Genomic DNA, 13,537 nt, shown 5'->3' on the forward strand with positions numbered 1-13,537 from the left:
AGCATGTCCCATCCCATGCGCCGCGAACAGGACGAGCCTCCCTCGTAAAAAGGGGGGTATCCCGGACCCCAGGCCCCGCACGTCAGTGCGTCACCTCGGTGGCGCTGACGGGGCTGTCGCCGCGCGCATGGGCCTTGGCGTGCTGGGCGAAGAGGAAGCGCCTCACCGCGGCGCGCGTCAGCAGTCCCCGGGTGGCGATGCCCTCGGGAGCGGCGACGGGCAGGGAGTCCACGTCCTCCTGGTCCATGATGCGCAGCGCCTGGGCCAGGTCGGCATTGGGCGCCAGGAGCGGCAGCTTGCGCGCCAGGTCGCTGGCCACCAGCAGCGGGTACATGGCCTCGTCGCGCCACACCTCGCGCAGTTGCTCCACCTGGACGATGCCGTAGACCTCGCCGTGGGTGTCCAGCACCGGCAGCGCGCCCGTCTCGGAGGTGAGCAGCAGGTCGGCCAGGGGTCGCATCGGCAGGCCCGCGGGCACGGGCGCCACGTGCTCCATCAGCGCTTGCACGGGCGTGCTCTCCAGCAGGTCCGTGTCGCTGGGGGCCTTGGGCGCGTTGCGTTCGATGAGGTAGTGGCACAGCGCGGAGGCGATGGTGCACGTCACCATCAGCGGGAGGATGATGTCGTGGTTCCCGCTCAGCTCGTACATCATCATCATCCCGGTGAGCGGACCCCGGTTGAGCGCCGCCACCGCGCCGCCCATGCCCACGAGCGCATACGCCCCGCTGGGGCCGGTGCTGGCCGGGAAGAAGTAGTGCACCAGCGTGCCGAACGCTCCACCCGCCATGGCGCCGATGACGGCCGCGGGGAAGAACGTCCCGCCCGAGCCCCCCGAGCCGATGGTGATGGCCGTCGCCACCAGCTTCAACACGCAGGCGGTGACGAGGAAGAAGAAGGGCAGTTTTCCCACCGCCGCCAGGTTGATGAAGTCGTGCCCGCTGCCCCACACCGTGGGGCTGACGAAGGCCATCAGCCCCGCGCACAGCCCGCCCAGGCCCGCGCGGAACGGCAGCGACTTGCGGCCCAGCCACGGCGACAGCCTCCCTCCCATGTGCCCCTGGAAGAAGTGCTCCACCCCGTGCAGCATCTTCACGAAGGTGAAGGCCAGCAGGCCGCAGCCGATGCCCAGCACCGCGTACGCCAGGACTTCCGAGCCGCTCACCAGCTCGTACGGCACGCTGCGCAGCATGGGCGCCTCGCCCAGCACACCCTGGCTCACCAGCGTGCCCGCCACGCTGGCCAGGATGATGGGCGAGAAGACGCGCAGCTCGAACTCGCGGAGGATGATTTCCATCGCGAACACCGCCCCGGCGATGGGGGCGTTGAAGGACGCGGAGATGCCCGCGCCCGCGCCGCACGCCAGGAGGATGGACAGCTCCCTGCGACTGAAGCCCAGCACCCGGCCCACGCTGGAGGCGAACGCCGCGCCGCCATAGACGATGGGGCCCTCACGGCCCGCCGAACCGCCGCTGCCGATGGTGATGGCGGACGCCACCAGCTTCAACAGGCCCCGGTCCGCGGGCACCACGTTGGCGCCACTCTTCACCGCTCGGACGACCTCGGGGACGCCATGGCCATGCGTCTCCGGCCTGTCCCGGAGCAGCCGTCCCACCGCCACGCCGCCCAGGGTGGGGGCCAGCAGCATCAGCCACCAGGGCAGGTGGGGAATCGCCTCCGCCAGGGCGTGGGGGTGACCGAAGACGCTGTTGAGCGCGGCCAGCGCCACCAGCGGGTAGTAGAGCGACAGCGCGCCCAGCGTCAGCAGCGCCAGCAGGCGCAACCGTCGCTTCACCTCGTCCCGAGGACCTCCGGGCTCGATGACCCGCGCCAGCAGCAGCGCGCCGAGCGCCAGCGGCGCCCCGACGATGGCGTACTCCAGATGCCACCGCGCCGAGCCGAACGCGTCCATCAACGTCAGCAACTGGCTGCGGCGCAGCGTGTGCGCCAGCTCCGCCGCGCCGAACGTCAGCCCGCTCACCAGGCCAATCAGGTTGGAGAAGATGCCCGCGGCCAGGCCGCTGTAGAGCCCCACCACCGCGCCCGCCACGGGCAGCACCGACGGACCGGGCAGTCGCAGGCGGTTGGAGGCTTGAAGCGCCGCGTGCGTGAATCGGCTCAAGTGCTCCCGAGCGCGGACCCACACCGCGCGCTGGGGCATCACCCCAGGGGGAGGTTCATCGACATTCATTGGTCCTCCCACTAACCCATCCCGAACGGGGAAGCTTCAACGTTCGAGAGCGGCCTGTCGGGCCGGTGGCACTCCTCGCGGCCACACGGCGCGAGGGGGCGAGCGGGAGGGCGGCGGGTGGCCTGTCTTCAGGGGGCGTAGCTGCGCGTGGGCAGCAGCGAGCGCAGCAGCACGGCGATGCCCGCGAGCCCCAGCCAGGGCACCACATGGCCCCAGAGCAGGTGGGCCGCCGTCCCGTCGGGGCAATGCACGTGGAGGACGAGCAGGCTGACCGAGCCGGCGGACAGCCCTGCGGCCAGCGCTCGCGCGGGGTGGTAGGCGGAGCGGCTCAGCAGCACCAGCGTGACGGCTAGCGGCACCACCGTCACCGCCAGCTCCGTGCCCGCGCAACCGAGGACGCCGGCCAGCAAGGCCCGGCCCTGCTGGCCGGAACCGGTGAGCACCACCGTGACGCCCAGGGCTCCAGCGAAGGCGAGGACTCCCGCCCAGGGCACCACCCGACGGCGGGGCGACAGCGCGACAAAGGCGCCCGCGCCGAGCAGCGCGAGGATGACGACTCCCACGCCCGCCACCAGTCCCGGCGGGGACGCGTTGCCCACCCATCCGCCTCGGCGGCTCAGCAGGGTCAGCCCCACGCCCACCATCGCCGCGTGGACGCCCACCAGCAGCGCCAGCCCGTGCCACCAGGGACGCGCCGTGGGCTGCTTCGCCAGGGTCTCCAGGGCGAAGCGTCGCGCGGTGTCGTGGCCGGGCAGCGTCTGCTCGTCATCCTCGGAGGACGCGAAGGCCGTGGGGAGCGTCGACGCCGTGGCGTGACTCGCACCGCCGAGGAGGTCGAAGCCGCCCGTCACCACCTGGCAGTCCTCACAGGACGCCACGTGCTTCGTCAGCTCCGGGGGCAGGGCCTCGCCCAGACAGTCCATCACCCGTGAACACTCCGGGGTCATTCCAAGGTCTCCGTGCGCAGGGTGGCGAGCAGCTCGCGCAGTCGCTCATAGCCTCGATGGGCCCGGACCTTCACCGCGCTCTCGGTGAGGCCCAGGGTGTCGGCGATTTCGGCGAAGCCCATGCCCTCGAAGCGGTGCAGGAGGATGGGGATGCGCTGGCCCTCGGGGAGCATGTCGAGCGCCTGTCGCACCGCGCGCTCCAGGCCCACGTCTCGGGGCGCGGGGCTCTCGTCGGCGATGCCCGTGGGCAGTTCCCCCTCGGCCGTCAGCTCCTCGGTGCGACGGCCCCGGCGCTGGGAGTCGCGCGCGGCATTGGTGGCGATGGCATACAGCCACGGCTTGAAGCGGGAGCCCACCTGGAAGCGCCCTCGCGAGCGGACCAGGGACATGAAGGTGAGCTGCACCAGGTCCTCGGCGGTGGACGCGCTGCCCGTCAGGCGGGTGAGGTATCCGCGCACCTGTCGGGAGTGACGCTGGAAGAGCGCGTCGAACGCCGGAGCCTGCCCTTCACAAAACCGCGCCATCAGCACCTCGTCGGACTCGGGTGCGACGGAAGTGCGCACCGAGTCGTCTCCGGTACGCACGGGCGCGGAGGCTGGTTTCATCGATGAAGGCGGTGACACGCGCGCGGCACTCTAGCCGGTTGCATGAGACCCAGGGTGGGTGTGCCTCGGCCCCGCCATCGTCACTGCTTGAGCATGGGCTGCGGTGTGGGTGCGGAGGAGGGCAGGTGATCCGCGGCGGCGGCCAGCGCCTCGCGAACCTTGCCCTCGGCGGCCGTCCTGGCGGCGACCAATTGCGCGCGCGCGCCTCCCGCGCCGAAGAAGCGGGTGGGCGTGGCCAGCGCCGCGCGGTCCTCCGCCGAGTACTTCCTGTACGCGTACCTGACCGAGTCGGAGGGCAGCCGCAGGCCCTCCACGACCTTGAACCAGGAGAGGACCTTCAACGAGTAGAAGCTCAGGTCCACCTCCCACCAGAACCAGCCCTGGTTGGCGGTGTTCTGGTGGTAGTGGTGGTTGTTGTGCCAGCCCTCGCCGAGGGTGATGAGCGCCAGCAGCCAGTTGTTGCGGCTGGTGTCCGTCGTCTTGTAGCGGCGCTTGCCGAAGATGTGGCTCAGGGAGTTGATGGTGAACGTCCCGTGCCACAAGAGGGTGGTGCTGACGAAGAAGCCCCACACCAGCATGGAGAAGCCGCCGATGAAGTAGAGCGCCACCGCCAGCAGGACGGGCGGCACCAGGTGGAAGCGGTTGAGCCACACCAGCTCCGGGAAGCGCGCGAAGTCCTTGATGCCCTCCATGCGCGTGGGCCCGTACTTGTCACACAGAATCCAGCCCACGTGGCTGAACCAGAAGCCCTTCTGCACCGGCGAGTGGATGTCGTCCGCCTGGTCCGACGTCCGGTGGTGGTGGCGATGGTTGGCCGCCCACCACAGCACGCCCTTCTGCGTCGACAGGGTGCCCACCAGCGCGAGGATGAACTGGAAGACGCGCCCCGTCTTGAAGGCCCGGTGGGAGAAGTAGCGGTGGAAGCCCACCGTGATTCCCCACATGCGCAGGATGTACAGCCCCACACAGACCGCCACGTCCACTGGCTTCGCCCCGACAGAGATGGCGAAGAGGCACATGATGTGGACGGCGAAGAAGGGGATGGACGACAGCCAGTTCAGGCGCTCGTTGTCCGAGGGCAGGGCGGGAGCAGGAGAGGAAGTCTGCAAGGGAGCCTCTTGAGCTGGAGCAGGAGCGCGCCCGAAGGTGCGCAGCCTCGTCCCGCATCAACACCCCCTCCTGTCATCGCTCTGTCAGGAGGCAGCGGATTGCCGCAGCTCCGTCAACCACTCCTCGAAAGCGGGGTGGCCATGCAGGGGCGCCAGGTCCGCGTCCGAGGCGGCATAGGCCCCGTCCTTGAATCCCAGCTCGCTGGCCCGGCGCAGCAGGCGCACCGCGTCGGGCACGTTGCGCGCCTTGGCATAAGCGCACGCGGCGTCGTAGGCGATGCTGGCGCTCGGGGCGTGCTCCAGCGCGGCCTCGCCCATCGCGGCGGCCTCCGAATAGACGCCTCGGATGAAGAGCACGCGCTCCGCGCAGCTGAACGCCGCGGCGGCTTCCACGCCGGGCAGCTTCAGGGCCTCCGGCGTCCGGCCCAGGCGGATCAACGTCCCGGCGTACTCGTGCATCACCGTGCGGTCCGAGGACGTCTGCCAGGCCTGCTTCCACCAATCCAGCGCGCGCGCGTCGTCACCGACGAGGGAGAAGGACGCGGCCACCGCATGCGGCTCCACCTGGAGCCCCTGCACCTGGGAGAAGTGGTCCAGCGCCTGCCGGCCCTGGCCTTCCTTCAGCGCCACCCAGCCGAGCAGGTGGTGGGCGTGGCTGGCCAGCTCGGGGGTGAGGCCGTCGCCGCCCTCCAGCACCGCGGCGCCCAGCCGGCGTGCGTCATCCAGCCGGCCCGCATCCAGCGCGATTTTCGCCTCGCGAAGCTTCCCCGCCACGGGGCTGTCCAGCGAGCCTGTGCCACCGACGCGCGGGGCGTTACCGCCGGAACTCAGGGCCTCCGCCACGGTGCGGAACGCCTGGACGCCGTACATGGCGAAGAAGATGGCGGGGAAGAGCCACCCGATGTTCAGGCTGTAGACGACCACGGCCACGCACACCAGCAGCGCCAGGCCCTGGGACGCGAGCAGTCCCCGCCGGGGGCCGAGCACCCGGGTGGCCAGCGTGGAGACCAGCCGCCCACCGTCCAGCGGCAGCACGGGCAGCAGGTTGAAGATGGCCCAGATGAAGTTGGCGCCGGCGAAGGTGCGCAGGAAGAAGTCCAGCGCGGGGGAGTGCCCGTTGAAGACCAGGTAGCCCACCAGGCTCACCACGCCGAGCAGCAGCCCGAAGAGGGGCCCCGCCACGGTGATGACCAAATCCCTCTTCCATGGAAGCGGGCCAGGCATGTCGGTGGGCAGGGTGTGCCCGCCCAGCCAGACGAGCGCGATGCTCGGGTGGTAGCCGAAGAGGCGGCTGGCCAGGGCGTGGCCCAGCTCGTGGACCAGCACGGACACGAAGACAATGAGCATCCACGACAGGACGAACACCACCATGGCACTGGCCTGGCCCAGGGCGGGCGCCTCGGACACCTGGCGGAAGGGCCAGCCATCCTGCGAGGCGCGGACCGAGCTGTAGGCGAGCACGGCGGAGACCAGCAGGTGGCTGGGGTGGACGTCGACGGGAATGCTCCCGAGGCGAAAGCGGAACATGGGCACGGACCTTAACCGTTGAGGCGCGGATGCGCAGTCCGTAGCGCACATCCCGCAACCGCTTCCTCTTCATTTCGGTAGGTTCCCAGAAGCCCCATGCTGCGACTCGGCCCTTATTCCCTTCCGAATCCTTTTGTCCTCGCCCCCATGGCCGGGGTGTCCGAGATGCCCTTCCGGGTGCTCGCCTTCCGCATGGGCGCCGCCCTGTGCCCCACCGAGCTCGTCAGCTCCCAGGGGTTGATGCGGGCCAACCAGCGCACCCTCATGTACCTGCGCTTCGACGCGGAGGTGGAGAAGCCCTACTCGCTCCAGCTCTATGGAGGCGACCCGGAGGCCATGGGCCTCGCGGCCGCGGTCGGCAAGTCCCACGGGGCGCAGATGCTGGACATCAACATGGGCTGCCCGGTGAAGAAGGTGACGAAGAACGGGGCGGGCAGCGCGCTCTTGAGCGACCCGGAGCGCGCCGCCGCCATCGTCCGGGCGATGCGCGAGGCCTCGGGCCTGCCCGTCACCTGCAAGATTCGCTCGGGCTGGGACGCCAGGACGCGCAACTACCTCCAGATGGCCGCCGCGCTCCAGGAGGCCGGCTGCGCGGGGCTGGCCATCCACCCTCGCACCCGGGAGCAGGGCTACTCGGGGCAGGCGGACTGGAGCGTCATCACCGACTTGAAGCGCCACTTCCCGGAGCTGCCCCTGTTCGGCAACGGGGATGTGCGCACGCCCGAGGACGCGCGGCGCATGCTGGAGACGACCGGCTGCGACTACGTGATGATTGGCCGCGCGGCCCTGGGCAACCCGTGGATATTTCGCGAGCTCGCGGGCGGGGAAGCGCCTTCGCCCGAGGAGCGGTGCGCCCTGGTGCTGGAGCACTTCCACGCGCACCTGGCCTTCGTGGGGGACCCGCTCGGCGCCGTGCGCTCCTTCCGCCGACACCTGGGCTGGTACGCCCATGGCCTCGCGGGCGCCGCCGCCTTCCGTGCGCGCGCCAACACCCTGGATGCACCGGAGGCGGTGGCGGACGCCGTGCGCGCCTTCTTCTCCGCCGCCGACTCGGACCGCTCCGGGGACTCATCCGAGGAGCAGGACGTCGACTACCGCGCGGCGCTCGGTTGACGACTTCGCGCCCCACGGGTTCTCACCCGAGGGGCGCGGAAGTTCCTACAGGGACGCACCGGGCGGCACGAGCACGCGGCCGGTGGCGACGGCGCGGAAGTAGTCGCAGGCGGGGGTGGGGCGCCGCTCCAGCGTGTCGAAATCGACGTGGTAGAGGCCGAAGCGCGGGCCCCAACCCTCCAGCCACTCAAAGTTGTCGAGCAGGCTCCAATAGAGGTAGCCGCGCACGTCCACGCCCTGGGCCCGGGCGGCCAGCACCTGGGAGAGGTGGGAGTGCAGGTAGTGGGGACGGCGGGCGCCCGCGCGGTCATCGATGCCGTTCTCCGTAATCCACACCGGCTTGCCGTAGCGCTTCACGTCGCGCAGCGTCTGGAGGAAGCCCTCGGGCCAGTCCTCCCAGCCGATGTCGGTGAGGCCCCGGCCCCGGGTGTCGCGGTACTTGAACTCGATGAAGGGCGGGCGCGGCACGAAGCGCAGGTGCGCGCGGCTGTAGTAGTTCACCCCGATGAACTCCACCGAGTCCCGGGCCTCGGGGATGTCGGCGCGGGTGGTGGCCACCCCGGGCATGTTCACCCGGAGCTTCCCGGTGGAGAGCGCCTCGTGGAAGGCGTGGTTGTAGGCGGGCGAGGCCAGCCGCACGAGGGCGCGGTCCAGCGGGTTCCACCAGCGGTCCGGCGCGAAGGCGAGCATGTTCTGGGAGATGCCCAGCTCCACCCGGCCCAGGCGCTCCAGCAGCTCCTGACGCGCCGCCGCGTGGGAGCGGACCATGTTCTCCAGCGCCCTCATGGTGAGCGCCCCGTCGGCGATGCCCGGGGGGATGGCGCCCTGCAGGTAGCCGCCCAAGAGCAGCACCATCGGCTCGTTGAAGGAGATGACGAGCGCGTCCAGGCCCTCCAGCAACGCGGCGCACCGGCGGGAATAGCGGCGGAAGACCTCCACGCTCTCGGGCGAGTGCCACGGAGTCTCCCGGTGGAACCATGTCGGATGGGTGAAGTGGTGGAGCGTCACCACCGGCCGCAGGCCCTGGGCCTTCATCTTCAGGAGCCGCTCCCGGTATGCCTCCAGCGCGGCCTCGTCGAACCTCCCGCGCTCCGGCTCGATTCGCGCCCACTCGAGGGAGATTCGGAAGGCGGTGGCGCCCACGGCGCGGGCCAGCGCGTAGTCCTCCTCGTAGCGGCGCCAGTGGTCCACCGCTCGCCCGCAACGGGCGTGGGGCTCCTTCAACTTTCCCGCGCGCTCCCACTCGGCCCAGTCGTTCTCGATGCCGCCCTCCACCTGGTACGCGGAGGTCGCGACGCCGAAGGTGAAGTCCGCGGGGAAGGTCATCTCGGAGGTCCTCATCGTGGCCGCGCACCGTAGACGCGACCCTCCATCGCGAAAAGTTCGGAGTGCCGCGAAGGCCAGTGCGCGGCAGCCGACAGTGCGCTCGCGAGGCGCGCGCCGCGAACGGCTCCGTCGCGTCCGGAGCCTAGAATTCGGCCTCGCGCGCGTTTTCGCGCGTCGCTTCGGAAGTGTCCTCGAAGCGCCTTTCGCGACCTCCGGCACCGCCCGATGCCGAAAAATCGGCCTCGCCGCGCGATGCAATACATCACCATGCGTTGACACACTGGTGTGTCGCCCGTACCATTCACTTCAAGCACTCACTCCATCAAAAGAAGAGTGCAGGCCCTCGGTTCACTGGGGCCAATTACATGGAGGGTTCTGATGGCCGCTAAGAAGAAGACCGCCGCGAAGAAGAAGACCGCCGCGAAGAAGACGACCACCCGCAAGACGGCTGGCAAGACCGCGAAGAAGGCGGCGGCGAAGAAGACGACTGCTCGTAAGGCCACCAAGAAGGCCCCTGCCCGCAAGCGCGCGAGCAAGGCCAAGACGGCGGCGGCCCCGGCGACCCCGGAGTCCTGAGCAGTAAAGCGTCATTCGCGGACGGTGTTTGACGTCCGGTGAACGGCTCGGCGAAATCCGCCGGGCCGTTTTTCTTTTGTCCGGACAGGAGGTTGCCCATGTCACTGCGTCCCTCGGAGCTGGAGCAGGTGGTGGCGGAGGTGGGGGCGAAGCTGACGGGAGCGGTGGCCCAGAAGGCCTGGTGTCCGCTGCCGAGGCTGGCCTACCTGGAGCTGCGAGTCCCCGGGCGCTCCATCCTTCTATGTCTGTGCGCCGAGGGAGAGCTGTCGCGGGTGGCCGTCGCCGAGACGCGCTTCCCCACACCGGGAGAGCCCGCGCCCTTCCAGCGGTGGCTGAGGCACGAGCTGACTGGCGCGAAGCTCCTGGCGGCGCGTTTTCGCGACGCGGAGCGGGTGGTGGAGCTGGACTTCGAGCGCGAGGAGGTGCGCCGTCGTCTGGTGATGGAGCTGGGCTCCCCGGGCGGACTGCTCCTCTTGAGTGAGCAGGGGCGGGTGCTGATGTTGTCCGGCGAGGGCTTCGGTCCCCGGCGCAATCTCTACGCGGGCGCGGCGTGGACACCTCCAGAGTCGCTGCCTCCGGACGCGCTGGCCAAGGCGCGCCTCGCGCCCTCGCGGCTGGTGCCCGCCGAGGGGGACACGCTTCCCTACTCCCACGCGGCGGAGCTGCTGCTCGGAGCCAAGGACCAGGCGAGCCGCGCGGAGTCCATCCGCCGCCGACTGGCGCAGCCGTACCGCGCTCGCCTCAAGCGCTCCTCGCGCACCCTGGAGAAGGTGAGGGCGGAGGCGGGGCGTGGGCCGGACGCGGAGAAGCACCGTCGGATGGGGGAGCTGCTGGCGCAGAACCTCTTCCGCCTCAAGCGGGGCGCCACCGAGGTCACGCTCACCGAGTACACCGAGGCCGGCGCGGAGGAGGTCCAGGTGAAGCTGGACCCGAAGCGCACGCCCAAGGAGGAGGCGGACTGGAACTTCCACCAGTACCGCCGGCTGCTGCGAGGCGTGGAGCAGGCGCGCCACCGCGAGGCGGAGCTGGCGCGGGAGGTGGCTCACGCCCAGTTGTCGCTGGAGCAGGTGGAGCGGATGGACGAGGCGATGCTGCTCGCGCAGGCGCAGGTGCTGCACGTGCCCGTGGGCGGGGAGGTCACCCCGGAGGGCAAACCCTTCAAGGAGTACGTGGGCCACGCGGGCTCGCGCATCTGGGTGGGGCGGGGTTCGGAGGACAACGACACGCTCACCTTCAAGGTGGCCCGGCCCTGGTACCTGTGGTTCCACGCGCGCGGCGTGCCGGGCAGTCACGTGGTGCTTCCCCTGGAGAAGGGGCAGGAGCCCACGCAGGAGGTGCTCCTGGACGCGGCGCACCTGGCGCTGCACCACTCGGGGGCGAAGGGCGAGCCGCGGGGCGAGGTGAGCTACGTGCAGGCGAAGTTCGTGCGGAAGGTGAAGGGTGGGGCTCCGGGGCAGGTGACGTACACGCGCGAGAAGACCTTCGTGGTGCGCATGGAAGCGGAGCGGCTGGAGCGACTGCTCAAGTCCCGTCACACCGAGTTGCCCGCTCCGTGACGAAACTTCCCCCCGGAGTGTGAACCTCAGCGCGGAGGGGTGGGGCGCGGTTGACGGGCTGACGGAGAGCAGGCGGGCAAAGGCCGGCGGCCTTGAGTCCGGGAGGTTGCCGGGTACGATGCGCGCCGAGTGACCTCCGAGTTTTTCCGTCAGATGTCCCTGTTTCCACGCGGCCTCTCCGCGGCCAGTCGGGCCACGGCGGCGGTCGCGGAGCCTCGTGCCCTGGAAAAGGAGGTCGCGGAGGTTGTTCCGCGGCTCGAGCCCGTTCCGCAGCTCCGGCCGCCTCCGCCCCGGCATCGGGCACCGGAAGAAGCACCGCGCATGCTCACGGTTCCCTCTCCTCGTGAGGAGATGTGGACCCGCGCGGAGTCCCTGGCCTGGAGGCTGAGCGCGGAGCTGGGGATGCCGGTGAAGCTGGCGGTGACGGACAACCGCTCCACCATGGTGTCCTTCCGTCGAGGGGGCAACGCGCTCCAGCTGCGGCTGCACCACATGTTCCTGGACGCGCCGGAGTCCATCGTCCGCGCGGTGGCGGACTACGCGGGCCGGGGACACCGGACGGCGGGCGTGCTGCTGGACGAGTACATCCGGGGACAGCAGCCGCGAATCCGCCAGGTGCGTCGTGAATCCGACGCGGACCTCAACCCGTTGGGGCGCTGTTTCGACCTGACGGCGCTTTACAACAACGTCAACGCCACTTTTTTCGAGAACGTCATCCAGGCGCGCATCGGCTGGGGACGGATGCCTCCGAGGCGTCGGCGCAAGTCCATCCGCCTGGGCGTGTACGACCATCAGACGCGGGAGATTCGCATCCATCCCGCGCTGGACAGGCCCGAGGTGCCGGCCTTCTTCGTGGAGTTCATCGTCTACCACGAGATGCTGCATCAGCTCTTCCCGAGCACGGGGCGAGGCGGGCGTCGGGTCCACCACCCGCGCGCCTTCCGGGAGCGCGAGCGCACGTACCCTCACTACGCGGCGGCGCTGCGCTGGGAGCGGGAGAATCTGGGCGTGTTGTTGCGCGGTTGATGGCTCCGTTGCTCGCTGGCTCATTTACCGTTTTACCGAGCGAAGCGACGCGTGGTGCGTGCTTGACGCGTTCGTGAGGGGCACCCATCCTCCCGAGCCATATGCGACGAGCGAAGATTGTCTGCACCCTTGGGCCCGCGAGTCAGAGCCAGGAGATGTTGGAGGCGCTGCTGGAGAACGGCATGGACGTCGCGAGATTGAACTTCTCGCACGGCAGCCATGAGCAGCACGCGGAGAACATCGCCAAGCTGCGCGCGGCCTCGCTGAAGGTGCGCAAGGCGGTGGGAATCCTCGGTGACTTGCAGGGCCCGAAGATTCGCACGGGCCGCTTCACCAAGGGCAGCACGGACCTGAAGGAAGGCGGCATCTTCCACATCACCACGGACGAGACGGTGCCGGGCACGGACGAAATCGTGTCCACCACGTACCCGTTCCTGGCGGCGGACGTGAATCCGGGCGACCGCATCCTGTTGGACGACGGCTTGCTGGAGCTGAAGGTCCTGCACACGGACAAGCAGAAGCTCATCAAGACGGAAGTCATCCACGGCGGCGCGCTGAAGAACAACAAGGGCATCAACCTGCCCGGCGTGGCGGTGCGCGCGGATGCGCTGACGCCGAAGGACCGCGAGGACCTGGTCTTCGGCATCAAGGCGGGCGTGGACTTCATCGCGCTGTCCTTCGTGCGGCAGCCGTCGGACCTGGACGCGGCGAGGCAGGCGATGGCGGAGGTGGGCCGGACGGTGCCCATCATCGCGAAGCTGGAGAAGCCGGAGGCGATTGCCCGGCTGGACGCCATCCTGGACAAGACGGACGGGGTGATGGTGGCGCGAGGCGATTTGGGCGTGGAGATTCCGCCCGAGGAAGTCCCGGCCGTCCAGAAGGACATCATCCGGCGTTCGAACCTGCGCGGCCTGCCGGTCATCGTGGCAACGCAGATGTTGAACTCGATGATTGATAACCCGCGGCCCACGCGCGCCGAGGCGAGCGACGTGGCCAACGCGGTGTTCGACGGCGCGGACGCGGTGATGCTCTCGGGCGAGACGGCGAGCGGCAAGTTCCCCATTGAGTCCGTGCAGATGATGGAGCGCATCATCCTGGCGGCGGAGTCGTCGCAGCGGGTGCAGCCGGTGTTGCGCAACATCGACGCGCCGCTGGGATTGCCCACGCACTTCCCGGATGTGATTGCGCGCGTGGCGTGCGAGGCGGCGAAGGCGAGTGGCGCGTCGCTGATTGCCGCGTTCACGCTGTCTGGCGTGACGGCGCGGTTGTTGTCGCACTACCGGCCGTCGGTGCCGATTGTGGCCTTCAGCCCGAACCAGGAGGTCCGTCGTCGGCTGGCGCTCCTGTGGGGCGTGGTGCCGCGAGTGCTGGAGCCCATCCAGGACACCGAGGCGATGGTGCGCCGCGTGGGTGAGGAGCTGGTGGCGCGGGGCCTGGGTCGCAAGGGCGACCGCATCGTCATCGTGTATGGCGCGCCCGTGGGACAGCCCGGGAAGATCAACAGCCTGCGGCTGCACACCATCGAAGGCTGAGTCGACGTCGAATCGAAGGCTTGGGCCTGAGT

The 13,537-nt window shown here is 69.8% G+C and carries 11 protein-coding genes; 5 read left to right on the forward strand and 6 right to left on the reverse strand.

The annotated features are described in order from the left end of the window. Window positions 1-82 precede the first annotated feature (82 nt). The 5 genes from HUA75_RS17090 to HUA75_RS17110 form a co-directional block, all read right to left on the reverse strand. On the reverse strand, window positions 83-2,188 hold the full coding sequence (locus HUA75_RS17090) for a chloride channel protein (protein ID WP_254627587.1): 2,106 nt from the start codon (window positions 2,186-2,188) through the stop codon (window positions 83-85). 128 nt (window positions 2,189-2,316) lie between these two features. Beyond that, window positions 2,317-3,135: a DUF1109 domain-containing protein gene (locus tag HUA75_RS17095; RefSeq protein ID WP_174486992.1), complete on the reverse strand. Its 819-nt coding sequence runs from the start codon at window positions 3,133-3,135 to the stop codon at window positions 2,317-2,319. After that, on the reverse strand, window positions 3,132-3,698 hold the full coding sequence (locus HUA75_RS17100) for an RNA polymerase sigma factor (protein WP_246137523.1): 567 nt from the start codon (window positions 3,696-3,698) through the stop codon (window positions 3,132-3,134). The genes HUA75_RS17095 and HUA75_RS17100 overlap by 4 nt, the downstream gene beginning before the upstream one ends. Window positions 3,699-3,820: 122 nt before the next feature. After that, the gene (locus HUA75_RS17105) at window positions 3,821-4,849 is read right to left on the reverse strand and encodes an acyl-CoA desaturase (protein ID WP_174486993.1); all 1,029 of its coding nucleotides are present in this window, start codon (window positions 4,847-4,849) and stop codon (window positions 3,821-3,823) included. A gap of 84 nt (window positions 4,850-4,933) precedes the next feature. Further along, window positions 4,934-6,376 carry a site-2 protease family protein gene (locus HUA75_RS17110; RefSeq protein ID WP_174457966.1) on the reverse strand — a complete coding sequence of 481 codons (1,443 nt, stop codon included), beginning with the start codon at window positions 6,374-6,376 and terminating at the stop codon, window positions 4,934-4,936. Window positions 6,377-6,472: 96 nt separating this feature from the next. On the opposite strand from HUA75_RS17110, the gene dusB reads away from it, so the two are divergent. Further along, complete coding sequence (gene dusB, locus HUA75_RS17115; RefSeq protein WP_174486994.1) at window positions 6,473-7,489, forward strand: tRNA dihydrouridine synthase DusB; 1,017 nt, start codon at window positions 6,473-6,475, stop codon at window positions 7,487-7,489. Window positions 7,490-7,534: 45 nt separating this feature from the next. Here the strand turns inward: dusB and HUA75_RS17120 are convergent, their stop codons facing one another. Further along, window positions 7,535-8,830 (reverse strand): glycoside hydrolase family 1 protein, encoded by a 1,296-nt coding sequence (locus HUA75_RS17120; RefSeq protein ID WP_174486995.1) that lies wholly within the window; start codon window positions 8,828-8,830, stop codon window positions 7,535-7,537. A 363-nt stretch (window positions 8,831-9,193) separates the two neighbouring features. Between HUA75_RS17120 and HUA75_RS17125 the strand changes: the two genes are divergently transcribed. The 4 genes from HUA75_RS17125 (at window position 9,194) to pyk (ending at window position 13,505) form a co-directional block, all read left to right on the forward strand. Then, window positions 9,194-9,391: an excinuclease ABC subunit A gene (locus HUA75_RS17125; protein WP_141646082.1), complete on the forward strand. Its 198-nt coding sequence runs from the start codon at window positions 9,194-9,196 to the stop codon at window positions 9,389-9,391. Window positions 9,392-9,489: 98 nt separating this feature from the next. Continuing rightward, on the forward strand, window positions 9,490-10,947 hold the full coding sequence (locus HUA75_RS17130) for an NFACT RNA binding domain-containing protein (RefSeq protein ID WP_174486996.1): 1,458 nt from the start codon (window positions 9,490-9,492) through the stop codon (window positions 10,945-10,947). Between the two features lie 153 nt (window positions 10,948-11,100). Next, the gene (locus HUA75_RS17135) at window positions 11,101-11,973 is read left to right on the forward strand and encodes a hypothetical protein (protein WP_141646080.1); all 873 of its coding nucleotides are present in this window, start codon (window positions 11,101-11,103) and stop codon (window positions 11,971-11,973) included. Between the two features lie 101 nt (window positions 11,974-12,074). Beyond that, a complete protein-coding gene (gene pyk / locus HUA75_RS17140) occupies window positions 12,075-13,505 on the forward strand; it encodes a pyruvate kinase (protein WP_141646079.1) in 1,431 nt (476 codons plus the stop codon). Window positions 13,506-13,537: the final 32 nt, after the last annotated feature.

It is taken from the genome of Myxococcus sp. CA040A, assembly GCF_013336725.1.
Classification (GTDB): Bacteria; Myxococcota; Myxococcia; order Myxococcales; family Myxococcaceae; genus Myxococcus; species Myxococcus llanfairpwllgwyngyllgogerychwyrndrobwllllantysiliogogogochensis.